A 26,526-nucleotide genomic window follows, 5' to 3' on the forward strand; every position below is an offset into this window, starting at 1 on the left:
GAACCGTGGGCGCCCTGCATAGACCTTCGGCGAATCATCACGGGCCCCGCAGCATGGCGCGTTTACCCGCCGCGCTGGCCCTTCAGCCGCGCGGTCCAGTCCTCGACCGCCATGTTGTCCAGCCGCCGGCGGGCCAGCGCCCGCCAGCCTTCGGACAGCACTGCCAGTTCCGCCATGGCCGCCAGTTCCGCCCGGTTCAGCCGGTCGCGGTAAAGGACGCGCCACAGCCGGTCCAACGTCCAGTCGGGGGCGCAGCGATCCGCCAGCACCAGCCCGTCGCCCGGCGCGACCATGCCCGGCTCGATCACCCGGTAATACCAGCCGGTGCGGGCGCTGTCCTGCACGCGGCGGGCCATGTCGGGAATGCCAAAGCGGATGTTCAGCTTCCAGCAGGGCTGGCGGGCCTGCGACACCTCGATCAGCGCGGCCCCCAGCCGGAAGCGGTCGCCCACGGCGACGCCGGATTCCGTCAGCCCGAGGCTCGACAGGTTCTCGCCGAAGCCGCCGGGGGCGAGTTGCGGCAGGTCGCCCAGATCCGCGCGCCACGACGGATAGTGGCCCGCATCATAGTGATGGACAGCCTTCTCAGGCCCGCCGTGGCGGGGGTCGGCCTGGCTGTTGCCCTCGAAGCCCTCGGTCCCCAGCCACAGAGGCTGGTCCATGGGATGCTTGCCGATGGCGCTGAGAACGCCCGGCGCGATGGGCGCGACCGCGCCGATGCGGATGGGGCCGAGAGGGATCATCGGAACGCTCGTGAAAAAGGGGCGGCAGGTTACGCCGCCCCTTCATGCCTTGGTCCGGCGGCGGGGCAAAGCCCCGTGCCGGTCGCGATCAGGCCTTGTCGAGATAGATGTCGACCAGCTTGCCCAGCATCTCCAGCGCATCCTCGCGCGAACGCTGGAAGCTGTTGCGGCCGATGATCGAGCCGTTGCCGCCGCCGTCGCGGATCGCGCGGGCATCCTCGTAGACCGCGTCCGAACCCTTGGCAGCACCTCCCGAGAAGATCACGATCCGGCGGCCGCCGAAGGCCGCGTCCATGCAGTGACGCACACGGGCGGCCTGCGTGGAAATGTCGATGCCCTGATCCTGGTAGACCTTCTTCGCGTCCTTGTTCTCAAGATGGTCGGTGGACAGCTTGATCTTGATGACATGGGCGCCCAGCAGCGCCGCGATCTGGGCGGCATAGGCCGCGATGTCGATGGCGGTTTCGCCGTCCTTGCTGATCGCCTCGCCGCGCGGATAGGACCAGATCACCGTCGGGATGCCATAGGCCGCAGCCTCGGCCCGCATTTCGGAAATCTCCTCGAACATGTCCAGCGCCATGTCCGAGCCGGGATAGATGGTGAAGCCGATGGCCGCGCAGCCCAGCCGCGCCGCGTCCCGCACGGTGGCAGTCACGGCCTGGTTCTTGCCGGCCGTGTCGCTCATCAGCGAGTTGGCCGAGTTGCACTTGAGGATCGTCGGGATCTGACCGGCGAAGGTGTCGGCCCCGGCCTCGATCATGCCCAGCGGCGCGGCATAGGCATTCAGCCCCGCGTCGATCGCCAGCCTGTAGTGGTAATGGGGGTCATAGCCCAGCGGGTTCTTGGCAAAGGACCGCGCCGGCCCGTGCTCGAAGCCCTGGTCCACGGGCAGGATGATCATCTTGCCGGTGCCGGCGAGTTTCCCGGTCATCAGCATCCGGGCCAGGTTGCCCTTCACCCCGGGGTTCTCGCTCTCGTAATTGGCAAGGATCTTCTTGACGGTGTCGGTCATCTGCATCGGGCTGGCTCCGCGTTGGTCATTGTCGGCGTTCCCATATCAGACAAGTGCGGGAACGAAAGGGCGGTTGCGCTAACGGGTCCGTTCCGCACGGATCGGCGGGCGGAACGGGGCGCCTTCGAGCAACGTTACCGTGCCGAAAGCAGAGCCATCGGGAAGAAAGGCATCCCATGTCCCACAACGACAACATTCCAGGGCGTTCCGCCCGCCGCCATCGGCCGGCGATCTGGGCCATCGCCGTCGCAATCGGGCTGGCGGTGGTCGCCTTACTGCTGTTCGCGCCGATGGGCGGCGACCCTGAGACCGGCGATGTCGAGATCATCGCGCCCGGCACCGACGCCCTGCAGTCGGACAGCGCCACCAGCACGGACGCAGCGCCGCCGGCCAGCAACTGATCCACCATCCATGAAAAGGGCGGCCGCCGGGCCGCCCTTGCGCCTTGCGGCAGCCGTTCTCAGCGCTTCGAAGCGATCAGCGCGGCCACGCCGGGCAAGTCCTTGCCTTCCATCCATTCAAGGAAGGCACCGCCCGCGGTCGAGATGAAGGTGAAGTCACCCGCTACCCCGGCCTTGTTCAGGGCCGCGACCGTGTCGCCGCCGCCCGCGACCGAGATCAACTGGCCCGCCCGCGTCATCTCGGCGGCCACCTTCGCGGCGGCGGTGGTGGCGGCGTCGAAGGGCTCGATCTCGAACGCGCCCAGGGGGCCGTTCCAGATCAGCGTCCGGCACTGGCCGAAGACCTCGCGGATCTTCGCCACCGTCTGCGGGCCTGCGTCGAGGATCATCGCATCGGCGGGGCAGGCGTTGGCGGGGACCACCTCGCTGGGGGCGTTGGCGGCGAACTCGCGGGCGATCACGACATCGACCGGCAGGTGGATGGTGCAGCCTTCTCCCTGCGCCCGCGACAGGATCTCGCGGGCGGTGTCGGCCATGTCGCGCTCGGCCAGGCTTTTCCCGACCTCGATGCCCTGCGCCACCAAGAAGGTGTTGGCCATGCCGCCGCCGATCACCAGATGATCGACCTTGGAGATCAGGTTCGACAGCAGGTCCAGCTTGGTCGAGACCTTGGCCCCGCCGACGATGGCGACGACCGGTCGCTCGGGCGTGCCCAGCGCGGCGTCCAGCGCGTTCAGCTCGGCCTCCATCAGCTTGCCGGCCCCGGAGGGCATCAGCCGCGCCAGCCCCTCGCTCGAGGCATGGGCCCGGTGCGCGGCCGAGAAGGCGTCGTTCACATAGGCCTGGCCAAGCGCTGCCAGCGAGGCGGTGAAGGTCTGGTCGTTCTCCTCCTCTCCCGGATAGAAGCGGGTGTTTTCCAGCAGCAGCACGTCGCCCGGCTTCAGCGCGGCGACCGCGCGCTTGGCATCGCCGCCGATCGCCTCATCGGCGAAGGCGACGGGCTGGCCGAGCGCCTGTTCCAGCGCGGGCAGGATCTGCTGGAGACTCATCTCATCGACGCGCTTGCCCTTTGGCCGGTCGAAATGGGCCAGCAGGACGGGGATGCCGCCCTTGCCCTGGATCGCCTTGACGGTCGGCACGATCTTCTCGATCCGTGTTGCATCGGTGACTCGGCCACCCTCGACCGGCACGTTCACGTCCACGCGGGTCAGGACGACCTTCCCATCCAGGTCCATGTCGTCAATGGTATTGAAGCGCGCCATCGGGCATCCTTCCTGCCTTGAGGATTTGTCCGTGCTTGTCGCCAAAGGGTGACGGCGCGTCAACTCTGCGTCAACCGCCCCTGTCCATGGCGGACCCATGCGGGGCGTCAGGCGTTGCGTCGGTGCCGCGGCCCGCCTAGACCGGCGCCGCAGAAACGAAAGGAACCCCGATGGCCGAGATCAAGGACCCGGAGAACACGATCATCATCGAGCTGAAGGACGGCCGCGTGGTGGTCGAGCTTCTGCCCGACGTCGCCCCCAAGCACACAGCCCGGATGAAGGAACTGGCCCGCGCCGGCAAATACGACAACGTGGCCTTTCACCGCGTGATCGAGGGTTTCATGGCCCAGACCGGCGACGTCCAGCACGCCAACATGGAAAAGGACTACAACCCCGGCCGTGCGGGCACCGGCGGGTCGGACATGCCGGACTTGCCGGCCGAGTTCTCGAAACTGCCGCACGCCCGCGGCACCATCGGGGCGGCGCGGTCGCAGAGCCCCAACAGCGCCAACAGCCAGTTCTTCATCAACTTCAAGGACAACGATTTCCTGAACGGCCAATACACCGTCTACGGCCAGGTGATCGAGGGGATGGAGCACGTGGACAAGATCGCCCGCGGCGAGCCGCCGGCGAACCCGGACCGCATGATCTCGATGAAGGTTGCCGCCGATGCGTAAGCTGCTGATCTCTTCTGCCCTGATCCTGTCCGGGGGCATGGCCGCCGCGCAGGACGCCCCGCAGGCCACCGATGGTCCCGGTCCCAACATGGTGATCGAGGTCGCGGATGCCGCCGGCAACGCCAAGGGCACGATCGTGCTGGACCTGCTGGCCGACAAGGCCCCGAACCATGTCGAGCGGCTGGTAACACTGGCGCAGCAGGGCGCCTATGATGGCGTCGTCTTCCATCGCGTGATCGACGGCTTCATGGCCCAGACAGGCGATACCGAATTCGGCAAGCAGGGCGCGGACCTTTCTCGCGCCGGCATGGGCGGGTCGGACCTGCCGGACCTGAAGGCCGAATTCAATGACGAAAGCTTCCAGGCCGGCACCGTGGGCATGGCCCGCAGCCAGGACCCGGACAGCGCCAACAGCCAGTTCTTCATCGACCTTGCCCCGGCGCCGTTCCTTGACGGACAATACACCGTGGTGGGCCAGCTTGTCGAAGGCTGGGACGTGCTGAACGCGATCAAGAAGGGCGACTCGAACGCCAATGGCGCGGTCGAAGAACCCGACTACATGGCGCGCGTCACCATCGCCGAGTGATCCCCATGGAACCCCCGCCGCGGCGGGGGTTCTTCGTTTCCGGGTGGCGCGCGCCACGGAAAATCCCGGTCTTTCCCTCACATGCGCGCCAGCGGCCTCATCCGCTCGGAACCCTCTTCCCCGCCATCGGTTCGGACCAGAGGCCAAGGAGGACAGAGGGTGAGCGAAGCCGGAAAGAAGATCGACGACCATGCGCCACCCGATCTGCCGGCGGAAGCCCGTGACAGCTATGGGGATGCGCTTGATCTCGGGGCTGCGGAAACGCTGGTGCTTGGGTTTCTTGCCGGCGTGTTCATCGCCTTCGGCTCGGTCGCCTTTCTCGTGGTGATGGCGGTTCCCGAAGGGTCGGTTCCCTTCGGCATCCTGCAGGTGGGGGCGGGACTTGCCTTTTCGCTGGGCCTGATCCTGGTGCTGGTGGCAGGGGCCGAGCTGTTCACCGGCAACACCCTCATGCTGGGGCGGCTGTTCAAGGGGCAGTCCTCGTTTTCCGCGATCGGGCGCGCCTGGGCGCTGGCATGGCCCGGCAATCTCGCGGGCTCGGTCTTCGTGGTGGTCCTGTTCATCGCCGCCGGCGGGCATGAGGCGGGCGAGGGGTTGCTGGCCTCGGCCGCGCTGGAGGTCGCCGGGCAGAAGACGGCCAAGTCGGCGGGGGCGACATTCGCCTCGGGCATCCTGGCCAACATGCTGGTCTGCCTTGCGGTGTGGATGAGCTATGCCGCCCGCACCACGCAGGGCAAGATCCTGGCGCTGGTGCCGCCGATCGCGGCCTTCGTGGCGGCGGGACTGGAACATTCCGTCGCCAACATGTCGCTGATCCCGATGGGACTGGGGGTGATGTGGCTGGACCCCGCCGCCGGGGCCGACCCCTCGTTGGGGATGGGCGGGATGGCGGCCAACCTGTTCTGGGCCACGCTGGGCAACATCGTGGGCGGCGGGCTGATCGCCGGCTGCTACTGGTTCGCCTATGACCGCGACGGCTGAGTTCCGCCGCCAGAAGCCGCTGGCCCTTGGTCCGGCGCGCCGCCAATATGAACCGGCGGGAACATCAGGAAAGACATGATGCAGGCGACGATGACCACCATCCTGTCCGTAGCCTTCGCCGGCTATCTCGTCGTCACCGTGACCTACATCATCTCAGAGAACCGCCGCCCCAGCGCGACCTTCGCCTGGATGCTGCTGTTCTTCGTTCTGCCCGGCCTCGGCGTGGTCGTCTACCTGCTGTTCGGGCGCAAGCACCAGGATTTCGGCCAGACCGGCAACCTGATGCGCCAGGAACTTGCCGACCGGCTGAACCCGGTATTCGCGGCACTCGCGCCGGAACACGAGCGGGCGGTGGCCCGCATGGACGCGAACGGCGGGTCGGGGCGCACGCTGGCGCAGCTTGTCTACAACACCAGCCATTCGACGATCACCACCCGCAACGAGGTTCGCATCCTGCATGACGCGAAAGAGGCCTATCCGCCGCTGATCGAGGACATGAAGGCGGCACGCCAGTCCATCCACCTGCAGTATTTCAGCTGGAACACCGACGCGCTGGCCGACGAGCTTTACGAGATCCTGTCCGCCAAGGCCGCCGAGGGCGTGGATGTGCGCATCATCTACGACCCGGTCGGCTCGCTCTTCATGCTCAAGCGGCGTCTCATCAGGAAGATGCGCGCGGCGGGCATCAGGATGGAGCCCTTTTCGAAGCTATGGCGCGTCCACACCATTTCCTATCGCAACCACCGCAAGATCGCGGTCTTCGACGGGGTGGTCGGCCACACGGGCGGGCTGAACATCGGGTGCGAGCATATCAGGCCGCCCGAAGGCTTCGAGACCTGGCGCGACACCAACATCCGCGTCGTGGGCTCGGCCGCGACGCTGCTGCAGGCGGTTTTCGCCGTGGACTGGCACAACGCCACCGGCGAGGACCTTTTCCGGCCCGAAAACTTCTCGCCCGCGCCCGACCGGCTGGCCGATGCGCATCTGCCGGTGCAGATGACGCTGTCGGGGCCGGATTCCGAATGGCAAGCGATCCGCCAGCTTTACTTCGCCATGATCACCAGCGCCCGCAAGCGCGTCTACATGCAGTCGCCCTTCTTCATCCTCGACACCAGCATCTCGGAGGCGCTGAAGGCGGCGGCGCTGTCGGGCGTCGACGTGCGGGTGATGATCAGCGAGCGCGGCACCAACCAGCATGTGCCCTACTGGGCCGCCAACACCTACATGGAGGAGATCGCCGCCTCGGGCGCCAGCGTGCTGCTGTATGAACCGGGCTACATGCACGCCAAGACGGTCATCACCGACGGGGTGGTCTGTTCGGTCGGCTCGGCCAACATCGACATCCGCAGCTTCAGCATCAACTATGAACTGAACGCGGTGATCTATGACGCCGGGCTGTCGGAACAGCTTGAAAGGGCGTTCCTTGAGGACAGCAGGCACTGCCGCGCCTTCACGGCCGAGGAATACCGCAGCCGCAACGCCGCGCTGCGCTTTCGCGATTCGGTCGCGCGGCTGTTTTCCCCGCTGATGTGACGGCTCAGCGCCAGGGAAGCTCGACCGCCTCGCCGGGGCTGAGCGGCTGGAAGCACCGGCGGGGAAGGCCACGGGCGTCCAGCACCCGGCGGAGTTCGTGGCAGGGTTCTTCCTGCGCCTCGTAGGTCATCTGAAAGGTGCCCCAGTGATGACCAAAGGCGCGGCGGGCGCCGGTATCCAGCATGATCTGCACGGCCTCGTTCGGATCGACATGCTGAGCCTGCATGAACCAGCGCGGCTCATAGGCGCCGATGGGCAGGATCGCCACGTCGGGCCAGCCGAAGCGTTCCGGGATACGGGGGAAGATGCTGCCGTCGCCATAGGCGGTGTCGCCGACATGATAAAGGACGCCCCCGCCGGGACTGGTCAGGACAAAGGAACACCACAGCGTCATCCGCCGGTCCGCCACGCCGCGCCCCGACCAGTGGAAGGCCGGTTCCAGATGAACGGCAAGGCGGGGCGACAACACGGCCGTCTCGCCCCAGTCATAGGCTTCGACCCCGGCGCCCGGATCATGGCGGTGGATCAGCACGTCATTGCCCAGGGGCGCAATGATCCTCGGCTCCCACCGGCGCGACAGGCGGATCAGCGCGGGGATGTCCATGTGGTCGTAATGGTTGTGGGTCAGCAGGATCGCGTCGATCGGCGGCAGGTCGTCGAAGCGGATGCCCGGCGGCTGCGCCCGGCGCGGGCCGGTGCCGGGGACAGGTCCCAGCCGGTCGGCATAGACGGGGTCGACCAGCAGGTTCGTCCCCGCCACCTGCACCAGCAGGCTGGCATGGCCAATCATCGCGATCCGCAGCCCGCCATGCCGCTGCGGCGGGCGGTCGAAGCGCGGCTCGGGGGTGACGGGCGGCCAGAAGCGCGCCGTCTTGACCGCGTTCATCCAGGCAAGCTCAAGCAGGCTGTTGGCCTCGGGTTCCCGGGGGGAATGAAAGCGCAGCCCGTCGAAATGGTCGGACACCGGGCCACTGTAGAACGGATTGCGCGGCATGGGCGGGGGGCCTCAGACCCGGCCGAGGCCGATGCCCACGAAAAGCCAGCCCAGACCCTGCGAGATCAGGTCCACCGACAGGAACAGCCCCAGAATCCACAGGCTGTTGACCGGCCATCCGGCCATCACGACCAGCGCCACGATGATGCTGAGGATGCCCATTGCCAGCACCCAGCCCCAGCCCCTGCGCGGCCGTTCACGCATGGCAAGCACGATCCGCACGATCCCCGAGGCGATCAGCATGGCCGCCAGCAGCAGCGTGATGACGGTGGAGGCCAGCAGCGGGTCCATGAAGGCGAAGAGCCCCGCCAGCCCGTAAAGGATGGCCGCGCCGATCAGGAAGATCGCCCGTGTCCAGCCCTTGACGCCAAAGGCCATGACCATCTGCGCCACGGCCCCGGCGATCATCAGGATGCCCACATAATAGACGGTGGCGACAGTGGCGACATACAGGTTGGCGAAGGCGATGATGCCGAGGGCGATCAGCGCGATGCCCAGGACGATGAACCAGCCCCTTCTGCTGCGCAGCGTCTCAGTGTCGCGTTCGGCGTTGGCGGTGATGTCGGTCATGGCCCGGGGACTCCCTTCATGTTCATGCTGCAGGATACAAGGGCGTCGGCAACCTGCAGGCTGTCACAGGATCAACGATGAGAACTGTCGGGGCGTTCCAACCCCTTGGGGATCGCGGCATCCCGATCTTCGTCACGACCATGGAACGAAACCCCGGCGGGGTTTGTTCAGGTGCCATAAGCAACTGCCCTTTCGAAAGGACACCGAAGATGGCCAACAACCCCACCAACGCCCAGAACGACATGAACCAGGCCGCCAAGGACGTGAAGGACGCCGCGCAGGATACTGCCAAGGATGTGAAGCACGGCGTCAACAAGCTGGCCGACGACGCCAAGGACGCGTGGAACGAGGCCACCGGCAACACCAACGCCGACAAGATCAAGAGCGTCGCCGCTGACGTGGCAAACACGGCCAAGGAGCGTGGCGCCGAGTATGTGGACCGCGCCAAGTCCGAGGCTGACCGCCTGTATCGCGAAGGCGAGCGCCGCGCCCATGAGGTGGCGGAATATGCCGGCGATTATTACGACGAGATGTCGGACATGGTCCGCCGCAAGCCCGCGCAGGCGCTGGGCATCGCGGCCGGCATCGGCTTTCTCGTCGGCCTGATCCTCGCGCGTCGCTGATCCGATGTTCGATTACGCGCGCAACATGCAGCTCGCGCTGAGCGACGCGGGCCGGAGGGTCGCCATGAAGGCGGCCGCCGGCGCCGTCTTCGCACTGGCGGCGGGCTTCCTGCTGGCGGCGTTGTGGACGTTCCTTGCGCGCAACCTCGGCTGGGGCCCGCTGGGGGCCTCGCTTGCCATCGGCCTCCTGTTCGTGATCCTCGGCGTCGTGCTTCTGTCGATGTCGAAGAAGGTCGAGCACCCGGTGCCCAGCACCGACGAGCTGAAGGCCGAGGTCGAGACGCGGCTGAGCCTCGCCACCGACGCGGCGCTGGAAAAGGCCCGCGTCAAGGCGACCGAGGTCGTGGACACCGTCGAGAACAAGGTGCACACGCTGATGGACAATGCGGCCTACAAGGCCGAGAAGTTCGCCAGCGACGCCGAGGCGAAGGTCCAGGGGTTCACCCGCAATGTCGCCGGGCAGGCGGCACAGAAGGTCGGTCTGACGCCGGGCTTCTTGGCCGAGGCGCAGAACACCGTGGACCGCGTCAAGCATTCGGACATGGCCACGATACCGCCGCTGCTCAGCGCCTTCGCGATCGGGATCGCCATCGCCAACCGGGTCAAGGGCCGCCGCCAGTCGGACGAACGCCACGATTACGACCCGTATGACGACGATGACCAGTACCGCGACGACGACCGCTACGTCTGAGACATGAAAAAGGGCCGCGGATTGCGGCCCTTTTTTCCTGCGGAAATCCTGTTCAGCTATTGGCTTCGCGGATCTTGTCGGCAGCCTGCTTGTCATAGGCGACCCCGGTGCGATCCAGAAGCTGGTCGAGTTCGCCCGACAGCGTCATCTCGGTGATGATGTCGCAGCCGCCGACGAATTCGCCCTTGACGTAAAGCTGCGGCACGGTCGGCCAGTCCGAGAAATCCTTGATGCCCTGCCGCATGTCGTCGCTGGAAAGCACGTTCACGTCGCGGTAGGCCACGCCCATGTAGTTCAGCACGCCAGCGACGCGGCTTGAGAATCCGCATTGCGGAACCTCGCGCGTGCCCTTCATGAACAGCACGACATCGTTGTTGTCGATCAGTTCCTGGATTGCGGTGCGGGTGTCGGTCATTTCGGGTATGTCCCCAAGCAAGTTGCGATCAGTCGGGTGCCTTGGTCGTCAGCGCCAGCGCGTGCAGCGCCCCGGTCGGGCCGTCCATGCGGCCCTTCAGCGCGGCATAGACCATGCGCTGCTGCTGGACCCGGTTCTTGCCGCGGAAGCTTTCATCGACGACCTCGGCGGCATAGTGGTTCCCGTCGCCCGCAAGGTCGGTGATCGTGATCTGGGCCGACGGAAAAGCCTCGCGGATCAACGTTTCGATCTCGTAGGCTTCGATCGCCATGTCACAACCTCCGGGTTCCTCTGCTGCCGTCTGACTTAGGCCGGAGGGAGGGGGGGTGCAAGGGGCGCGCCGGGAACGCGGCGGCCGGACGGTCGTTGATCCCGTGTCACCGGGTTATGGAAGGCTGCACGATGTCGGACCGCAGACAGGAACGGCTGCAGATGGTCGCCATCCAGATCGAGGCGCGCGGCGTCCGCGACCCCCGGGTGCTGGAGGCGATGCGGCATGTCCCGCGCGAGGCCTTTGTGCCGGGCAGCGGCGCCGATGCCTATGCCGACCGCCCGCTTCCGATCGGCGAGGGGCAGACGATTTCGCAGCCCTATATCGTCGCGGCGATGCTTGAAGCGGCCGAGATCAGCCCGGACGACCGCGTGCTCGAGATCGGCGCGGGTTCCGGCTATGCCGCCGCCGTGGCCGGCAGGCTGGCGCGAGAGGTCATAGCCGTCGAGCGCATCGGACCGCTGGCCGCGGCGGCGCGAGAGCGGCTGGCGCGGCTCGGCTATGAAAACATCGAGATCCGCCATGACGACGGCTCGCGGGGCTGGCCCGAAAAGGGCGCGTTCGATGCGATCCTGGTCGCCGCGGCCGGACCCGAGGTGCCGCCCGCCCTGCTGGCGCAGCTTGCGCCGGGCGGTCGGCTGGTGATGCCGGTCGGGCCGCGACACGCGATGCAGCGGCTGCTGCGCCTGCGTCGGACCCGGGGAGGCATCGAACGGGATGACCTTGGGGCCGTCGCCTTTGTCCCACTCATCGGGGCCGAGGGATTCACCGAGGACATCCGGTTGCCACATGAACATCGCAGAAACGAAGGGACATCCCAATGACCGGATTGCAGATCGAACGCGAGGAAAGCGACAAGGGCGGACGCTATGTCGCCCGGCTGGACGGCGCCGAGGCCGAGATGACCTGGACCGCGTCGGACAGCATCGACATCATCGACCACACCTTTGTCCCGCCCGAGCTGCGCGGCCAATCGGTCGGGCAGGCGCTGGTGGCCCGCGCCGTCGAGGACGCCCGCGCGAACGGGCGCAGGCTGCTGCCGCTTTGCAGCTTTGCCGCCGCGCAGTTCCGCCGCCACCCGGAATGGCACGACATTCTGCCGCATTGAACGCAAACAGTTTTCCGCGCTTCGAGGGTTGACCCATTCATCCCGAATATCCGAGGGTCCGCCCGCCCAGTCCTGCCGCGCGCAACCGGGCGTTGACGACTTCAGGACCGACCGATGCTGATTTCAACCCGCCGCACCATCCTGGCCGCCGCTCTGGCTCTTGCCCTTCCGCCGATTGCCGCCACGGCGCATGAAAAATCGTGGCCGACCGGCCCGGTGCATCTTCATGTCGGATTTCAAACGGGTTCGTCACCCGACACGCTGGCCCGGCTGATCGCCGGGCCCTTGTCCAAGCGGCTGGGGCAGCCGGTGGTGGTCGAGAACAACGAGGGCGAGAGCGGTGTCGCCGGCATCCGGCAGATGCTGGCCGCATCTCCTGACAACCACGCTTTCGCGATCACCAGCAACGGGCCGTTGACAGCCTCTCCGCGATTGATGTCGGACCCGGGCTATGACGTGGTGGCCGACATCGCGCCCGTGGCGCTGATCGCGACCTCGCCGCTGGTCCTGGCGGTGTCGACTGATGCTGCCTACACGGATGTTTCCGGCTTCGTCAGGGCCGCGCAGGCCGAATCCGGGACGATCCGCTACGGCTCGGTCGGGCAAGGGTCGGCCGCCCATCTGACCGCCGAGCTTTTCGCAGCGGCGGCGGGCATCGAGATGCGGCATGTCCCCCTTGCCAGCTACGCCGAGGTCACCAGTTCCATCCTCGAGAACGCCATCGAGGCGGGCTTCATGGCGCCCTCGGCCGCGCTGCCCCATGTCGAGTCCGGCACGATGCGAATCCTTGGCGCCACCTGTGCCGAGGCCTCCCCGCAGATGCCCGAAGCGCCGGTGATGGCGGGGCAGGCGGGCCTGCCCGACGATTTCGGTGCCGAGCTGTGGAACGCCATCATCGCCCCCGCCGGGACCGACCCCCAGGTGATCCGGCGACTGAATGCCATGATCAACGACATCCTTGCCGATCCTGCCCTGCAGGAAGAACTGCTTGGGACGGGATGGCAGGCCCAGGGCGGCACGCCCGCCGACCTGGCCGCGCGGATCGAGGCCGACACAGTCCTTTGGGGCACGATGATCGACAGGATCGCCGCAGCCGACTGAGCCTTCGCCGTAGCGGACCGATGGCACCGCGATCTTTCGGGAAGGGACAACGGCCCCCGGGTTTCCCCTGTATGCCCTGGATGGCCGCCTTCGCGATCTTAGGCAATGCGGAGGAACGCTCGGCCCGGGGCAGCGCGGACCTTCACCGCAGCAGCCTTGCCGAAACGTCCATTGCCCATGAAGGGTCATCTTCAGCATCCCCGCGCTGATGTGACTGATTTGGCATCATACTGTTTTTATTATGGATTTCGACCTTCACCGGAGCTGACCCTGCCAGAAGCAGACTGAATTACCAAGGCATCCGGCGATCTTCGTCATCACTCAGGCAGAATCTTTACCCATGTCGAAGGTTGTCACATGCCGCATCGCGATGCCCCTGATCGCCGCCTCCGCTCGCCTCTTCTTTCCGTAACGGCGCTGACATCGTCTGCGCGCCTGTCGCCCATGCGCAGGAAGTCGTCGAGAACATCGCGCTGGACGAGATCCTGATGACCTCGATCCCGTCCATCGCGACCTCGGTGCAGAACGCCCCCTCCTCGATCACGGTGATCGACCAGAAGGTGATCCAGACCAGCGGCGCACGCGATATTCGCGACCTGCTGCTGACTAGGCCGAGGCGGAACCTGACTTGCAGCAACGACGGCAACTCGGGCGTGTCTTTCCGGGGCCTTTCCAGCAGCCGCACGCTGAGGCTGATCGACGGCAAGCGGGTCAGCACCCGCAACACCCTCGCCCGGAGCTTATGGAGGCGACCTGAAGATCGTCCCGCCAGACGCCAGAGACTGCATCAAGGTCGTGCTGGGACCGATGTCCACGTTTCACGGCTCGGACGCGATGGGCAAGGTCATCAACATCATCACCAGGAAGGGCACCCATGTTTCGGGGCCGCCGCGCGACAACCTCAGCCTCTCGGCAGGCCGGGCGCGCTCGACCTGCGCAACCTCGCACGATCATCGGCGACCCGGACTGACCCCAGGACCTCGGACAACTGCGAGATCGGGTTGAACTATCAGGGTGCGGACACAGGCTGGGAGATCACCGCCTTCCACAACGACATCAAGGACATGCTGGCGTCCGGCGCACCGGCGAGTTCACGCCCGACGGCAGTCCCCTGTTTGAACGCGACAACTTCGACCATGGCAAGACCTCGGGTATGGAGTTCGGGGGCGAGCATTACCTGAACGACGACCTGCTGTGGACGACCTCGGACATCTGGATCGCGAAAACCGAGTTCGAGCATGGTGATTTCGACACCGCCCATCCGATGGCGACGACGACCGGATGGAACGTCGCCACCCGGTTGGCGTGGCAGGCGAGTGACCGGCTGAACCTGTCGGGTCAGGTCATCTATGTCGGCAAGCGGGCCGGTCATGTGGTCGAGGATGACATGGATCTGGGTCCGGGCAAGCAGCCCTCAGTCCCAGACGGGCAGAACAGTGATCCCTGTTACATGGTGGACGTGGCCGCGTGCTGCGATCTGACCGACGGCACGCTGTTCCATGCGAGCGTCGGCAATCTGTCCGACGACCAGCCCAAGGCGGAGGTGGACTATCGCGAGGACGGCTGCCTGTTCAAGATCGGCCTGGCGACCCGCTTCTGAGGGGGCTTCTCGAATGATCGGCCCGACCGGGCTTTCAGCCGTCGCAGGTGATGCGGAAATCATGCGCTGCGGTAGTTCTTCATGCTGTCTGTCGCTTGGTTTGCACAACCCATCGCCTGACCCACGGAAATGCTTGACCGCTGCCGGGCTGCTCATCCATATCCGCGCGACAATCAAGGCCGCATCAAACAGGCCGCCAAGGCCCAGGCAAAGCGGCAGCGACGGGGAGGGATCTCGACATGAGCGGCCTGCTGGCCATGTCCCGCGGCATCGACCGCATCAACACGGTGATCGGACGCAGCGTGAGCTGGCTGATCCTTGTCGCCGTGCTTGTCAGCGCGGGGAACGCGATCATCCGCAAGGTATGGTCGATTTCCTCGAACGCCTGGCTGGAACTGCAATGGTATCTGTTCGGCGCGGCCTTCCTGCTGGCGGCGGCCTATACGCTGCTGGAAAACGAACATATCCGCATCGACATCATCTACGGCGGTCGCTCGCGCCGGACCCAGCACTGGATCGACCTGATCGGGCATGTGCTGTTCCTGATGCCCTTCGTCATCCTGATGATCTGGCTGATGGTGCCTTGGCTGGAACGCTCGATCGCCTCGGGCGAACGGTCCATGAACGCGGGCGGGCTGGTCCTGTGGCCGGCCAAGGCGCTGCTGCTGGCGGGGTTCGTGCTGCTGTTCTTCCAAGGGATATCCGAGATCATCAAGAAGATCGCGGTGATGCGCGGCATCATCCCCGACACGCAGGCGCAGTTCTCGGCCCATGGCGAGGTCGTTATCGACGACAAGCTGCTGTCCGGGGCGGGCTTTGCCGATCCTGATCATCCGCTGACGGACCAGATCGACCATCCCCTTGACCACAGCACCAACCATACCGACCGGGGACCGCGCAAATGATGGAACTGATCGCGCAGAACATGGCGCCGATCATGTTCGCAAGCCTCGTGGTGTTCCTGCTGCTGGGCTACCCCGTCGCCTTCGCGCTGGCCGCCAACGGATTGCTGTTCTTCGTCATCGGGGTGGAACTCGCGCCCCTGTCGGGCGGCAACATCAACCTGTCCTGGAACCTGCTGCAGGCCATGCCCGACAGGCTGTGGGGGTTGTTATCCAACGAGACATTGCTGGCCATCCCCTTCTTCACCTTCATGGGCATCGTGCTTGAGAAATCCGGCATGGCCGAGGATCTGCTCGACACCGTCGGCCAGCTTTTCGGACCCGTGCGGGGCGGCCTTGCCTATGCCGTCATCATCGTCGGCGCCCTGCTGGCGGCGACGACGGGCGTGGTCGCAGCCTCGGTGATCGCGATGGGGTTGATCTCGCTGCCGATCATGCTGCGCTATGGCTATGACCGGCGGATCGCCTCGGGGACCATCGCGGCCTCGGGGACGCTGGCGCAGATCATCCCGCCCAGCCTGGTGCTGATCGTTCTGGCCGACCAGCTCGGCCGGTCGGTGGGCGACATGTACAAGGGCGCCATGATCCCGGGTCTCGTGCTGACCGGGTTCTACATGGCCTATATCTTCGTGATGACGATCATCCGCCCGAACTCGATGCCAGCGCTGCCGAAAGAGGCACGGACGCTGGGTTCCGGCGTGACCTCGCTGCTGGTGGCGCTGGGCCTGACGGGTGCGCTGGCCTATGCGCTGTTCATCTGGATGTATCCGAGCTACGGCACCAACGCGGATATCCTCGCGCCCTCGGCCGCGGTGATCGTGATCTACGTGCTGGCGCTGCTGGACCGGACGCTGAAGACCAACGTGATGAGCCGTCTGGCGCAGCAGGTCATCATCGTCCTGATCCCGCCGCTGGCGCTGATCTTCCTGGTGCTGGGGACGATCTTCCTTGGAATCGCAACGCCCACCGAGGGCGGAGCGATGGGCGCGGTCGGTGCGCTGATCCTCGCGGGCGCCAAGGGCCGGCTGGGCGGCGGCGTGATCCCGCAGGCGCTGACCGCGACCACGCGGCTCTCGTCCTTTGTCATGTTCATCCTGATCGGGGCGCGGGTCTTCTCGCTGACCTTCTACGGGGTGAACGGGCATATCTGGGTCGAGCATCTGCTGACCTCGCTGCCGGGCGGACAGTACGGCTTCCTGATCGTCGTCTCGATCCTGGTCTTCCTGCTGGCCTTCTTCCTCGACTTCTTCGAACTGGCCTTCATCATCGTCCCGCTGCTGGCGCCTGCGGCGGAAAGCCTGGGGATCGACCTGATCTGGTTCGGCGTCCTTCTGGGCGTGAACATGCAGACTTCGTTCATGCACCCGCCTTTCGGCTTCTCGCTGTTCTTCCTGCGATCAGTCGCGCCCAAGGTCCCCTACAAGGACAAGGTGACCGGCCTGATGATGGAGCCGGTGCGGACCGGGCAGATCTACTGGGGCGCGGTGCCCTATGTCTGCATCCAGTTGGTGATGGTCGGCATCGTCATGCTCTTCCCGGGCATGGTCATGCACTACAAGGGACCGGCGATCGACACCTCGGATGTCGAGGTCAGCTTCCCGGCGGGCAACCTCGGCGGCGGGCTTGGGGGCTTGGGCGGCCTTGGCGGCAACCCCTTTGGCGCCCCCGCGGCGCCGGGTGGGGTGGGCGGACTTGGCAACCCCTTCGGGGCGCCCGCCGCGCCTGCGCCTTCGGATGCGGCGACGCCTGCCGCTCCCGCAGCGCCGGGCGGCGGATTGGGGGGACTTGGCGCCCCGCCGAACTTCGGTTCGCCCGCACCTGCACCTGCACCTGCACCTGCGCCCGAGCCTGCGGCACCTGCAGCCGAGCCAGCGGCTCCGGCGGGTGGTCTTGGGGCCTTGGGTGGTCCGCCGAGCTTCGGCGCACCTGCCCCGGCAGCCCAGCCCGAGGCGGGCACGACGACCGGGACGATCACCGTTCCGGTCACACCCGCGCCGCCGGCTCCGGCCAGCAACTGAACAAACAAAGGGCGCCCGCGAGGCGCCCTTTTCGATTTGCGATACCGGCAGGAAAAAACCGCCGCCCCGAGAAGGGACGGCGGCGCAGCCCGAACGGAAAGGCTTATACTTTCCCGTTGCGCTGCTGGATCATCATCATCGTGTCGAAGGTGTAGTCCGTCGTCTGGCTGTAAAGATACCAGTCCGACAGGAACGGCTTCTGCGCGTCCCACATCCGCTTGAACTCGGCGTTCTCGGCGGAAAGCTCGTCATAAACCTGACGCGAGGCGTCGAAGCCCGCCTGCATCACGTCCTCGGGGAAGGGAAGGGGCTGGGCGCCCGACTGGGCCAGACGCTTCAGCGCGGGCGGGTTCTTGTAGTCGTATTCCGACAACGTGTTCAGGTCCGTCGCCTGGCAGGCAGACCGCAGGATCGCCTTGTAGACTTCGGGCAGCTCGTTCCACTTGGCGAGGTTGAAGAACATCCCCACGGTCGGCCCGCCTTCCCAGAAGCCGGGATAGTAGTAATAGGGGGCGACCTTCTGGAAGCCCAGCTTCTCGTCGTCATGGGGGCCGACCCATTCGGCGGCATCGATGGTGCCCTTTTCCAGCGCCGGATAGATGTCGCCCCCGGCGATCTGCTGCGGCACGACGCCCAGCTTTTCCACCACGCGGCCCGCAAGGCCCGAGATCCGCATCTTCAGGCCCTGCATGTCCGCCAGCCCGGTGATCTGCTTGCGGTACCAGCCGCCCATCTGCGCGCCGGTGTTGCCGACGGGCAGGCAGAACAGGTTCTGCTTGACCAGGAACTCGTTGTAGGAATCGATCCCGCCGCCGTGATAGTTGTAGGCCGCCTTGCCCCGCGCGTTGAAGGTCCAGGGCAGGTCGGCGCCGCAGGCGAAGGCCGGGTCCTTGCCCCAGCTGTAGTAGCCGACCGAGTTCGCGACCTCGACCGTGCCATCGGTCGCCGCGTCGATGGCTTGCAGGCCGGGGACGATCTCGCCCGCCGCGAAGACCTGCAGGGTGAACTTGCCGTCGGTCATGGCCTTGACGCGCTCGGACACGTCGACGCCGCTGCCGTAGATGGTTTCAAGCGACTTGGGGAAGGACGAGGCAACGCGCCAGGTGATTGCGGGCATCTCCTGCGCGATGGCGGGCGCTGCGAGCGTCGCACCGGCCGCAGCCGCGGCGCCGCCCAGCGAGGCGGTCGTCAGGAACCGGCGGCGGTCGAGTTTGGTCTTGTCGGTCAAATCATGTCCTCCTCTGTGACGGATGTCGGCCTTGACCCGGCCGCCCCCGCTTTATGCGCGCAGATTGCATCTGCGCGGGGGGTCTGTCCACATGGCGCCGCATCGACCTGACGGAAAGTCATCTCGGGCTTTGGCCGCGCTCGCGCGATTGCGTCTTTCCCTTGGCGCAGGACTATGGAATCGATGCCGCAAAACGATTTAACCGGCAGGGACGGAACGATGGCGACCGCACACGGCAGCGAGGCCGGGCAGGGGCTGCGCATGATCGCGCCGCCGCTGGTCTATGCCGTCCTGATGCTGGCCATCCCGCTGCTGACGATCCTGGCCTTTTCCTTCCTCAAGGACGGCTACCAGACCATCATCCGCGAGTTCACGCTGGAAAACTACCGCGCCGTCTGGGCCGATCCGATCTTCCGCACGCTGATGCTGCGGTCGCTGTGGGTCGCGGGGCTGGTGACGCTGGTGACGGTGGTGCTGGCCTTTCCGGTGGCCTATTTCCTGTCCTTCGTGGTGCCGCCGAAGCACAAGGCGATGTGGATCTTCCTCATCACCATCCCCTTCTGGACCAGCTACCTGATCCGCGTCTTCCTGTGGAAGGTGATCCTGGGCTATAACGGCGTCATCAACTCTGGCCTGAAGAACCTCGGGGTCATCGAGCAGCCGCTGGGCTTCCTTCTGTATAATACCGGGTCGATCGTGGTGACTCTGGCCCATGCCTATGCGCCCTTCGCCATCCTGCCGATCTACGTGGCGCTGGAAAAGATCGACCGCTCGCTGCTGGAAGCGGGTCGCGACCTCGGCGAAAGCCGGCTGATGACCTTCTGGCGGGTGACGCTGCCGCTGGCGATGCCGGGCGTCCTGGCGGCGGTGCTGATCGTCTTCATCCCGACCATCGGGGACTACGTCACCCCGACCCTGATCGGCGGCGGCAAGATCCCCATGGTTGCCAACCTCATCCAGGCGCAGATGCTGGACATCGACAACAAGCCCTATGGTTCGGCCATCGCGGTCACGGCCATGGGCATCGTCGCGGTGCTGGCGGTGATCTTCCTGCTGCTCAACCGACGCTTCCTGCGGGTCCGGCAATGAGGGGCGGGGGCCTGCGCGCCTATGCGCTGCTTTACCTGCTGTTCCTTTACGCGCCGATCCTGCTGTTGCCGATCTTCGCCTTCAACTCGGGCACGATCATCGCCTTCCCGCTGCAGGACTTCAGCACCCAGTGGTTCGGGCAAATGTGGGGGAATGCGACCTTGCGGCGGGCGCTGGTGAACTCGCTGACCATCGCGCTGAGTTCGGCGGTGCTGGCGACCTGCCTCGGGATCTTCGCCGCCCGCGCCTCGACCCGCTACCGCTTTCCGGGGAAGGGAGCGGCGCTTGGCCTCATCATGCTGCCGCTGATCCTGCCCGAGATCATCGTCGGCATCTCGCTTCTGGTGGTGCTGCTGGCGGTGGGGGTTCAACTGTCCATCCTGACCGTCATCATCGGCCACACGCTGATCTGCATGCCCTATGCCGTGGCGATCATGACGACCGCCTTTTCCTCGCTGGACAAGTCGCTCGAGGAAGCCGCCTACGACCTCGGCGAAACGAAATGGAGCGCCTTCCGGCTGGTGATCCTGCCGCTGGTCATGCCCGGCATCATCTCGGCCATGCTGATGAGCTTCACCGTCAGCCTGGACGAGTTCATCATCGCCTTCTTCCTCGCCGGGAACGAGCCGACCCTGCCCACCTATATCTTCAGCCAGCTTCGCTTCCCCAAGTCGATCCCGATGATCATGGCGCTGGGGACGGTGCTGGTGGCGATGTCGATCCTGCTTCTGGCGATCGCCGAATATTTCCGCCGCCGCGGCGCCGCCCGCACCGGCCAGACCAGCAGCGGAGGGTTCCTGTGAACGCCCGAAACCCCATCCCCCGCGAGGGCGGACCTGCCCGCGACGAACACGGCCGTCCCACGCCCATCGAGACGCGCCGCGCCATGATCGAGTGCCGGGGCGTCCACAAGTATTACGGCGACTACCACGCCCTGCGCGGCATCGACCTGACCATCCGCGAGGCCGAGTTCTTCTCGCTTCTCGGCCCGTCGGGCTGCGGCAAGACCACGCTGCTGCGGACCATTGCGGGGTTCGAGGACATCGGCTCGGGCGTGGTTCTGATTGACGGGCGTGACATGGCGAAGGTGCCCGCGAACGTGCGGCCGACGAACATGGTCTTCCAGTCCTACGCCATCTTCCCGCACCTGACCGTGGCCCAGAACGTGGCCTTCGGGTTGCGCCGCGATCCCCGGTCCAAGGCGGAAAAGGCCAAGGCGGTCGAGGAAGCGCTGGAGATGGTCGGGCTGCGCGGCTACGGCGCCCGCGCCGCCCACGCCCTGTCGGGGGGCCAGCGGCAGCGGGTGGCGCTGGCCCGCGCGCTGATCCTCAAGCCCAAGGTGCTGCTGCTGGACGAGCCGCTGTCCGCCCTCGACCGCAAGATGCGCGAGCAGATGCAGGTCGAGTTGATCAAGCTGCAACGGCAGGTCGGCATCACCTTCGTGCTGGTGACGCACGACCAGGAGGAAGCGCTGGTCATGTCCGACCGCATCGCCGTCATGTTCGAGGGCGAGATCGCGCAGCTCGACAACGCCGAAGCGCTTTACACCCGCCCCGTCAGCCGCCGGGTCGCGGATTTCATCGGGGTGATGAACTTCCTGCCCGCCCATATCCTGGGCGAAAGGGGGCAGGGGGTGAGGGTCGATGTCCCCGGCTTCGGCGAGTTCGACATCCCCGCCGCCAATGTCAGCCGCGCCGATGCGGGCGACAGCGGCCCCTCGGTCGGCTTCCGCCCCGAGGCCGTGACGCTGCTGCCCCGCGACGCCCCCGCGCCGGACCGCGAGACCTCTGCCGTGATCGAGGAAATGGTCTATTACGGTGACATGACGTATTACGACGTGCGGCTGGACGGAGCCGACCGCTTCGACGGCCAGGCGCATCAGGTCCGCATCTCGATGCGCAACGTCTTCGGTCGCGACCTGCCGGACCTCGGCACCCGCACTCGCGTAAGCTGGTCGCCAGGCTCGCTGATCCTGTTCCGGTAGGGACGGCCCGGCGCGCCGGGCCGTGCCAAGGGTTCAGGCGGCGTCCAGCGCCTTGACGATGGGACCGAAATCCGCGGCCTTGAGGCTTGCGCCCCCCACCAGCGCCCCGTCGACATTGGCGATGGCGAAGATTTCGGCGGCGTTCGACGGCTTGACGCTGCCGCCGTAAAGCAGGCGGAACCCGGCCCCGTCACCAAAGCGGGCCACCAACGCATCGCGCATGGCTGCATGGACCTCGGCAATCTGGTCGCTCGTGGGCGTGCGGCCGGTGCCGATGGCCCAGACAGGCTCATAGGCGATCACGGTGTTCCCGGCGGTGGCGCAATCCGGGACCGAGCCCGCAAGCTGGCGCGCGATCACGTCCAGCGTCTCGCCCGCGTCGCGTTGCGCCTCGGTTTCGCCGACGCAGATGACGCTGGTGATGCCGGCGCGATGAGCGGCCACGGCTTTGGCCGAAACGGCCTCATCCGTCTCGTCGTGATCGGCCCGGCGTTCCGAATGGCCGACGATCACATGGGTCGCGCCCGCATCCCGCAGTTGCTCGGCCGAGATGTCGCCGGTATGCGCGCCCGCTTCCTTCGCGTGGCAGTCCTGCCCGCCGACGGCAACGGTGCCTTGCCTGACGCGCTCGGCCATCGGGCGCAGCAGCGTGGCGGGCGGGCAGATCAGCATCTCGACCCCCGCACCCGCGCAGTCGCGCATCAGCATCTCGACCTCCGCCAGCGCGGCGAGGGTTCCATTCATCTTCCAGTTTCCGGCAGCGAGCTTGCGGGGCGACATCAGATCCTCCTGTAAGGTCGGCCTTGGCCTAGCCCGTCAGGTCAAGGCGGATCAAGGCCCCGTGCCGCGCGTCACCGCCGCGCAGGGACGTTGCCCCATCGGCGTACACGACGATCCCAGGATATTTGCCCGAAGAAGAAGCGTCGTCCGGTCAAGAAAGGCACAGTCCGTCTTTCGGCCTGAAATATCCCCGCCGGAGGCTCCGGCGCTGACGAAGGGCCGCCCTCAGCTGTCGCGGCGCGCAGCCGAGCCTTCCAGAGGCTCGAACCGGACCGATTCCCCGCAGCCGCAGCTATCGGTGACATTGGGGTTCACGAAGCGGAAGCCGCTGTCCAGAAGCCCGGTCTGGTAATCGATCTGGGTGCCGAACAGGAACATCTGTGCCGTGGGTGCGATCAGCACGCGGGCGGCGCCTTGTTCCACCACCTCGTCATTGGGCAGGGCGGTCTCGGCCAGTTCCATCGTGTATTCCATCCCCGCGCAGCCGCCCTTCTTCAGCCCGATCCGCAGGCCCGATGCGCCCTTGTCGGCCATGAGCCGGGCGATCCGCACCTCGGCGGCGGGAGTGATGGTGACAGGGGACTTGCCGGGGATCGAGAACATGAGGAGGCCTTTCGCGCTTGCCACCAAGATAGGAAGGGACAGCGTCAGGCTCAAGCCGCGCCTGCATGGCCGCATCAACCCCGGCGGCCTGTCATCGGCCGCCGAGTTGCGGCCGGTGCCCTGCATCTGCTACATGCGCCAGTCTCATGCCCAATCCGCTGCCCCCTCATACTGATACACCGATGACGGTCGGAATGCCCCTGAACCGCTGCGACAACGATCCGGCCGTCCGGGCGGCCCGTTTGTCCGTGGCCCCCATGATGGACTGGACTGACCGCGCCTGCCGAGGGTTCCACCGGCTGCTCAGCCGGCGGGCGCTGCTTTATACCGAAATGGTGACGGCGCCCGCCGTCATCCATGGCGACCGTGCGCGGCTTCTGGACCATCACGCGGCCGAGCATCCGGTGGCGCTGCAGCTTGGCGGTTCGGACCCGGCCGAACTGCGCGAGGCCACGCGGATCGCAGCCGACTGGGGTTACGACGAGATCAACCTGAACGTCGGCTGCCCCAGCGACCGGGTGCAGTCGGGCTGCTTCGGGGCCGTGCTGATGAAGACGCCCGGACTGGTCGCCGATTGCATCGGCGCCATGCAGGCCGTCAGCCCCGTCGAGGTCACGGTGAAATGCCGCATCGGCGTGGACGAGCAGGAGCCTGCCGAGGTGCTGCCCGCCTTTCTGGAAACGCTTGCCGCCGCGGGGGTGCGCCGCGTCACCATCCATGCCCGCAAGGCTTGGCTGCAGGGGCTCAGCCCGCGCGAGAACCGCGAGATCCCGCCGCTCGACTATCCGCTGGTCCATGCGATGAAGGCGGCCTTCCCGTCGCTGCACCTGTCGGTCAACGGCGGCATCGGCTCGCTGCAGGCGGCAGAGGCGCATCTTGGGGCGATGGACGGCGTCATGATCGGTCGCGCAGCCTATCATGAGCCGTGGAACATCCTCGGGGCGGCGGACCGGCTTTGGGGCGACGAGCCGCCCTTTGCCGAACCGGCGGAAGCTGCGCTGGCCATGCGCGAACTGATCGCGCGGCACATCGGGGCGGGCGGGCGGATGCACCAGGTCACCCGGCACATGCTGGGGCTGTTTCACGGTCGCCCCGGCGCAAGGGCATGGAAGCGCATCCTGTCCGAGCGCGGCGCGAGCGGAACGCTCGGGGACTACGATGCCGCATTGGCCGCGGTCAGCGGCTAGTCAGGCGCTGCGGCTTGTGGCCTGCGGGTCCACGCCGATGACCAGGCTGCCGCGGTAGCCATTGCCCGCCGCCTCCATCCCGGCGAAGGCGCCGGGGCCTGCACGCCGCGCGATCCCGTCGCTCCCGTTGAAGGTGTCGCGTTCCGCCCGCCGCCCGGCATAGGGCTGCATCTGGTCATAAATCCGCCGGGACAGCGCGTCGGGAGAGAAGATCTGGCCGGTCAGCACGTTGGTGTCATCAAGATGCACCTTTTGGTGGATATGAGTGGTGCGTCCCCGGTACCAGCCGGGATAGATCGTCCTGAAGGTCACAATCCCGCGCTCGTCCGCCATCTGGGTGCCGCGCAGGAAGGTTTCCCCCGCGGTATCCTGTCCGGCGACGTTGGAATAGACGCCGAGCGCATCGCAATGCCAGATGTCCACGCGCGCTTGCGGGATGGGGCGGCAGGATGCGTCCACGATCTGGATCGCCATCTCCAGTGGAAGGCCCGGTCTGCCTTCGGTCACGTCGGCGCGGACCATCCTCCGGTCAAGGTAGAACGGGCCTTCCGTCACATCGACGCCAAGCAGGCAGACATTGGGCGAGATGAGGCCCGCCGAGGCCGCCGCGTTCCCCTGTGCGACGGTCGGGCGGGCACCCAGCATCGCGGCGGACGTGGCCGCAAGCGCGGCAAGCAGCGCGCGACGGGTCGGATCATGTGGGGCCATGGGGCTGCCTCTGCTGCTGGCCCGCAACCGCGGGCGGCAGGTTCAGGACGGCAGCTGGGAAGACCCAAGTCAAGCCGCGCCGCCGCATCTCGCGCGGTTGTGGTTTTCGGTCAGGTCTTCTCGGCCGCCTTTGCCGCGTCCCACAGCGCGTCCATCTCTTCCAGCGTCGAATCCTGGGGGCGGCGGCTCTGCGCGGCCAGCGCGGCCTCGATCGACTGGAAGCGGCGGGTGAACTTGGCGTTCGCGCCGCGCAGCGCCTCCTCGGGGTCGATCCTGAGGTGGCGGGCGAGGTTCGCCATCACGAACAGCAGGTCGCCAAATTCCTCGGCGAGATGCCCGGGGTCGGCGCTGTCGCGGGCGGCGACCAGCTCGGCGGTTTCCTCGCGCAGCTTGTCCAGCACCTGGTCCGTCGCGGGCCAGTCGAAGCCGACGCGGGCCGCGCGGTTCTGCAGCTTGACTGCCCGGGTCAGGGCAGGAAGCCCCAGCGCCACGCCGTCCAGCGTGCCGCGTTCCGCCTTGGCGGCGCGTTCCTGCGCCTTGATCGCCTCCCAGTCCTTCACCTGCTGCTCGGCGGATTTCTCGCGCGATTCGTCGCCGAAGACATGGGGGTGGCGGGCCACCAGCTTGTCCGAGATCGCGCGGGCGGCATCGGCGAAATCGAACATCCCCTTCTCAGAAGCCATCTGTGCGTGGAACACCACCTGCAGCAGCAGATCCCCCAACTCGCCCGGCAGTTCATCCCAGGCCTGCCGCGCGATGGCGTCAGCGACCTCGTGGGCTTCCTCGATGGTGTAGGGGGCGATGGTGGCAAAGTCCTGCTCGATGTCCCAGGGGCAGCCGGTCCGGGGGTCGCGCAGGGCGGCCATGATGGCGATCAGGCGGCGGGTTTCCTCGGATGCGTCGGACATGGAGATTGCCTCCCTGAGATGGACTGCCGCCCAAAGACACGAGCGGAGGGAGAGAGTCCACCATCCGCCCCCGCAGTCGTGACCTGGCGTAGGCCCGACAGCGGCGGCTGTTTCTGGACAAGGGCGGCTTGCGCGACTAGGTTCCGCGCCAATTCGCCGCCCGGCGCCCCTGTGGCCCGCGCACCCGGACCCTTCGACAAGGATCGCCCATGTTCGTCTCCCCCGCCTTTGCCCAGGCCGCGGCACCCGCCGCCGGCGGCGGCGCAGCCTTCGCCCAGTTCATCCCGCTGATTCTGGTCTTCCTGATCATGTATTTCCTGATCATGCGGCCGCAGCAGAAGAAGATGAAGCTGCATCGCCAGATGATCGAGACGTTGAAAAAGGGCGACACCGTCATCACCCAGGGCGGCATCATCGGCAAGGTCATGGCCGTGCGCGACGACGAGGTCGAGGTCGAGATCGCCCAGGGCGTCCGCATCCGCGTCGTCCGCCCTACTATCGCGCAGGTGGTCAACCGCACCGCCCCCGCCGCCGCGAACGCGTAAGGCGCG

Annotated in this window: 31 protein-coding genes; 19 read left to right on the forward strand and 12 right to left on the reverse strand. The window is 66.6% G+C overall.

The window, feature by feature from the left end; all coding sequences use genetic code 11:
- Positions 1–62: 62 nt before the first annotated feature.
- Positions 63–743, reverse strand: a complete 681-nt coding sequence (locus tag JGR78_RS04075; protein ID WP_182803140.1) for an MOSC domain-containing protein — start codon at positions 741–743, stop codon at positions 63–65.
- An 88-nt stretch (positions 744–831) separates the two neighbouring features.
- Complete coding sequence (locus JGR78_RS04080; protein WP_182803142.1) at positions 832–1,761, reverse strand: class I fructose-bisphosphate aldolase; 930 nt, start codon at positions 1,759–1,761, stop codon at positions 832–834.
- 170 nt (positions 1,762–1,931) lie between these two features.
- Between JGR78_RS04080 and JGR78_RS04085 the strand changes: the two genes are divergently transcribed.
- The gene (locus JGR78_RS04085; protein ID WP_182803144.1) at positions 1,932–2,156 is read left to right on the forward strand and encodes a hypothetical protein; all 225 of its coding nucleotides are present in this window, start codon (positions 1,932–1,934) and stop codon (positions 2,154–2,156) included.
- A gap of 59 nt (positions 2,157–2,215) precedes the next feature.
- Here the strand turns inward: JGR78_RS04085 and pgk are convergent, their stop codons facing one another.
- Complete coding sequence (pgk, locus tag JGR78_RS04090; RefSeq protein ID WP_182803147.1) at positions 2,216–3,418, reverse strand: phosphoglycerate kinase; 1,203 nt, start codon at positions 3,416–3,418, stop codon at positions 2,216–2,218.
- A gap of 170 nt (positions 3,419–3,588) precedes the next feature.
- Here pgk and JGR78_RS04095 point away from each other — a divergent pair, with 170 nt between their 5' ends.
- From JGR78_RS04095 to cls, 4 genes are all read left to right on the forward strand, one after another.
- Complete coding sequence (locus JGR78_RS04095; protein ID WP_182792391.1) at positions 3,589–4,095, forward strand: peptidylprolyl isomerase; 507 nt, start codon at positions 3,589–3,591, stop codon at positions 4,093–4,095.
- Positions 4,088–4,681 carry a peptidylprolyl isomerase gene (locus JGR78_RS04100; RefSeq protein WP_182792392.1) on the forward strand — a complete coding sequence of 198 codons (594 nt, stop codon included), beginning with the start codon at positions 4,088–4,090 and terminating at the stop codon, positions 4,679–4,681. The genes JGR78_RS04095 and JGR78_RS04100 overlap by 8 nt, the downstream gene beginning before the upstream one ends.
- Positions 4,682–4,840: 159 nt before the next feature.
- Complete coding sequence (locus JGR78_RS04105; RefSeq protein ID WP_182803149.1) at positions 4,841–5,662, forward strand: formate/nitrite transporter family protein; 822 nt, start codon at positions 4,841–4,843, stop codon at positions 5,660–5,662.
- Between the two features lie 75 nt (positions 5,663–5,737).
- Positions 5,738–7,195, forward strand: a complete 1,458-nt coding sequence (cls, locus tag JGR78_RS04110; protein ID WP_200559442.1) for a cardiolipin synthase — start codon at positions 5,738–5,740, stop codon at positions 7,193–7,195.
- A gap of 4 nt (positions 7,196–7,199) precedes the next feature.
- On the opposite strand, the gene JGR78_RS04115 is transcribed toward cls, so the two are convergent.
- Positions 7,200–8,189 carry an MBL fold metallo-hydrolase gene (locus JGR78_RS04115; RefSeq protein WP_182803153.1) on the reverse strand — a complete coding sequence of 330 codons (990 nt, stop codon included), beginning with the start codon at positions 8,187–8,189 and terminating at the stop codon, positions 7,200–7,202.
- Positions 8,190–8,201: 12 nt separating this feature from the next.
- Entirely contained in the window at positions 8,202–8,759 is a 558-nt protein-coding gene (locus JGR78_RS04120; protein WP_182803155.1) for an HdeD family acid-resistance protein, read from the reverse strand.
- A 209-nt stretch (positions 8,760–8,968) separates the two neighbouring features.
- On the opposite strand from JGR78_RS04120, the gene JGR78_RS04125 reads away from it, so the two are divergent.
- Both JGR78_RS04125 and JGR78_RS04130 read left to right on the forward strand, forming a co-directional pair.
- Entirely contained in the window at positions 8,969–9,382 is a 414-nt protein-coding gene (locus JGR78_RS04125; protein ID WP_182792397.1) for a YqjD family protein, read from the forward strand.
- A 4-nt stretch (positions 9,383–9,386) separates the two neighbouring features.
- On the forward strand, positions 9,387–10,073 hold the full coding sequence (locus tag JGR78_RS04130) for a phage holin family protein (RefSeq protein WP_182803157.1): 687 nt from the start codon (positions 9,387–9,389) through the stop codon (positions 10,071–10,073).
- A 52-nt stretch (positions 10,074–10,125) separates the two neighbouring features.
- On the opposite strand, the gene grxD is transcribed toward JGR78_RS04130, so the two are convergent.
- Positions 10,126–10,488 (reverse strand): Grx4 family monothiol glutaredoxin, encoded by a 363-nt coding sequence (grxD, locus tag JGR78_RS04135; protein WP_182792399.1) that lies wholly within the window; start codon positions 10,486–10,488, stop codon positions 10,126–10,128.
- A 28-nt stretch (positions 10,489–10,516) separates the two neighbouring features.
- On the reverse strand, positions 10,517–10,759 hold the full coding sequence (locus tag JGR78_RS04140; protein WP_182792400.1) for a BolA/IbaG family iron-sulfur metabolism protein: 243 nt from the start codon (positions 10,757–10,759) through the stop codon (positions 10,517–10,519).
- A 131-nt stretch (positions 10,760–10,890) separates the two neighbouring features.
- Here JGR78_RS04140 and JGR78_RS04145 point away from each other — a divergent pair, with 131 nt between their 5' ends.
- The 7 genes from JGR78_RS04145 (at position 10,891) to JGR78_RS04175 (ending at position 17,488) form a co-directional block, all read left to right on the forward strand.
- Positions 10,891–11,583 carry a protein-L-isoaspartate(D-aspartate) O-methyltransferase gene (locus JGR78_RS04145; RefSeq protein WP_182803159.1) on the forward strand — a complete coding sequence of 231 codons (693 nt, stop codon included), beginning with the start codon at positions 10,891–10,893 and terminating at the stop codon, positions 11,581–11,583.
- Positions 11,580–11,867 carry a GNAT family N-acetyltransferase gene (locus JGR78_RS04150; RefSeq protein WP_182792402.1) on the forward strand — a complete coding sequence of 96 codons (288 nt, stop codon included), beginning with the start codon at positions 11,580–11,582 and terminating at the stop codon, positions 11,865–11,867. The genes JGR78_RS04145 and JGR78_RS04150 overlap by 4 nt, the downstream gene beginning before the upstream one ends.
- Before the next feature lie 114 nt (positions 11,868–11,981).
- Complete coding sequence (locus JGR78_RS04155; RefSeq protein WP_182792403.1) at positions 11,982–12,968, forward strand: tripartite tricarboxylate transporter substrate binding protein; 987 nt, start codon at positions 11,982–11,984, stop codon at positions 12,966–12,968.
- A gap of 488 nt (positions 12,969–13,456) precedes the next feature.
- Positions 13,457–14,149: a TonB-dependent receptor plug domain-containing protein gene (locus tag JGR78_RS18560; protein WP_182803161.1), complete on the forward strand. Its 693-nt coding sequence runs from the start codon at positions 13,457–13,459 to the stop codon at positions 14,147–14,149.
- Positions 14,122–14,568, forward strand: coding sequence for a hypothetical protein (locus JGR78_RS04165; protein ID WP_182792405.1), 447 nt, complete (start codon positions 14,122–14,124; stop codon positions 14,566–14,568). Before JGR78_RS18560 ends, JGR78_RS04165 begins: the two co-directional genes overlap by 28 nt.
- A gap of 239 nt (positions 14,569–14,807) precedes the next feature.
- On the forward strand, positions 14,808–15,473 hold the full coding sequence (locus JGR78_RS04170) for a TRAP transporter small permease subunit (RefSeq protein WP_182803163.1): 666 nt from the start codon (positions 14,808–14,810) through the stop codon (positions 15,471–15,473).
- Positions 15,470–17,488 (forward strand): TRAP transporter large permease subunit, encoded by a 2,019-nt coding sequence (locus JGR78_RS04175; RefSeq protein ID WP_182803165.1) that lies wholly within the window; start codon positions 15,470–15,472, stop codon positions 17,486–17,488. The genes JGR78_RS04170 and JGR78_RS04175 overlap by 4 nt, the downstream gene beginning before the upstream one ends.
- A gap of 103 nt (positions 17,489–17,591) precedes the next feature.
- On the opposite strand, the gene JGR78_RS04180 is transcribed toward JGR78_RS04175, so the two are convergent.
- Positions 17,592–18,716 (reverse strand): TRAP transporter substrate-binding protein, encoded by a 1,125-nt coding sequence (locus JGR78_RS04180; protein ID WP_182803167.1) that lies wholly within the window; start codon positions 18,714–18,716, stop codon positions 17,592–17,594.
- 219 nt (positions 18,717–18,935) lie between these two features.
- Between JGR78_RS04180 and JGR78_RS04185 the strand changes: the two genes are divergently transcribed.
- The 3 genes from JGR78_RS04185 (at position 18,936) to JGR78_RS04195 (ending at position 21,789) form a co-directional block, all read left to right on the forward strand.
- Entirely contained in the window at positions 18,936–19,805 is an 870-nt protein-coding gene (locus JGR78_RS04185; RefSeq protein ID WP_182803169.1) for an ABC transporter permease, read from the forward strand.
- Positions 19,802–20,608, forward strand: coding sequence for an ABC transporter permease (locus tag JGR78_RS04190; protein ID WP_182803171.1), 807 nt, complete (start codon positions 19,802–19,804; stop codon positions 20,606–20,608). Before JGR78_RS04185 ends, JGR78_RS04190 begins: the two co-directional genes overlap by 4 nt.
- A gap of 83 nt (positions 20,609–20,691) precedes the next feature.
- Positions 20,692–21,789, forward strand: a complete 1,098-nt coding sequence (locus tag JGR78_RS04195; RefSeq protein ID WP_182803215.1) for an ABC transporter ATP-binding protein — start codon at positions 20,692–20,694, stop codon at positions 21,787–21,789.
- Positions 21,790–21,822: 33 nt separating this feature from the next.
- Here JGR78_RS04195 and tpiA read toward each other — a convergent pair whose 3' ends face one another.
- Both tpiA and JGR78_RS04205 read right to left on the reverse strand, forming a co-directional pair.
- Positions 21,823–22,569 carry a triose-phosphate isomerase gene (gene tpiA, locus JGR78_RS04200; RefSeq protein WP_182792410.1) on the reverse strand — a complete coding sequence of 249 codons (747 nt, stop codon included), beginning with the start codon at positions 22,567–22,569 and terminating at the stop codon, positions 21,823–21,825.
- Positions 22,570–22,794: 225 nt separating this feature from the next.
- Positions 22,795–23,172, reverse strand: a complete 378-nt coding sequence (locus tag JGR78_RS04205) for an iron-sulfur cluster assembly accessory protein (RefSeq protein ID WP_182792411.1) — start codon at positions 23,170–23,172, stop codon at positions 22,795–22,797.
- 194 nt (positions 23,173–23,366) lie between these two features.
- Here JGR78_RS04205 and dusA point away from each other — a divergent pair, with 194 nt between their 5' ends.
- On the forward strand, positions 23,367–24,359 hold the full coding sequence (dusA, locus tag JGR78_RS04210; RefSeq protein ID WP_182803175.1) for a tRNA dihydrouridine(20/20a) synthase DusA: 993 nt from the start codon (positions 23,367–23,369) through the stop codon (positions 24,357–24,359).
- Here the strand turns inward: dusA and JGR78_RS04215 are convergent, their stop codons facing one another.
- Both JGR78_RS04215 and mazG read right to left on the reverse strand, forming a co-directional pair.
- On the reverse strand, positions 24,360–25,067 hold the full coding sequence (locus JGR78_RS04215) for an intradiol ring-cleavage dioxygenase (RefSeq protein ID WP_182803177.1): 708 nt from the start codon (positions 25,065–25,067) through the stop codon (positions 24,360–24,362).
- A gap of 110 nt (positions 25,068–25,177) precedes the next feature.
- Positions 25,178–25,975 (reverse strand): nucleoside triphosphate pyrophosphohydrolase, encoded by a 798-nt coding sequence (gene mazG, locus JGR78_RS04220; protein WP_182803179.1) that lies wholly within the window; start codon positions 25,973–25,975, stop codon positions 25,178–25,180.
- A gap of 209 nt (positions 25,976–26,184) precedes the next feature.
- Between mazG and yajC the strand changes: the two genes are divergently transcribed.
- On the forward strand, positions 26,185–26,520 hold the full coding sequence (yajC, locus tag JGR78_RS04225) for a preprotein translocase subunit YajC (protein ID WP_182803181.1): 336 nt from the start codon (positions 26,185–26,187) through the stop codon (positions 26,518–26,520).
- Positions 26,521–26,526: the final 6 nt, after the last annotated feature.

Source organism: Paracoccus sp. MC1862 (genome assembly GCF_016617715.1).
Classification (GTDB): domain Bacteria; phylum Pseudomonadota; class Alphaproteobacteria; order Rhodobacterales; family Rhodobacteraceae; genus Paracoccus.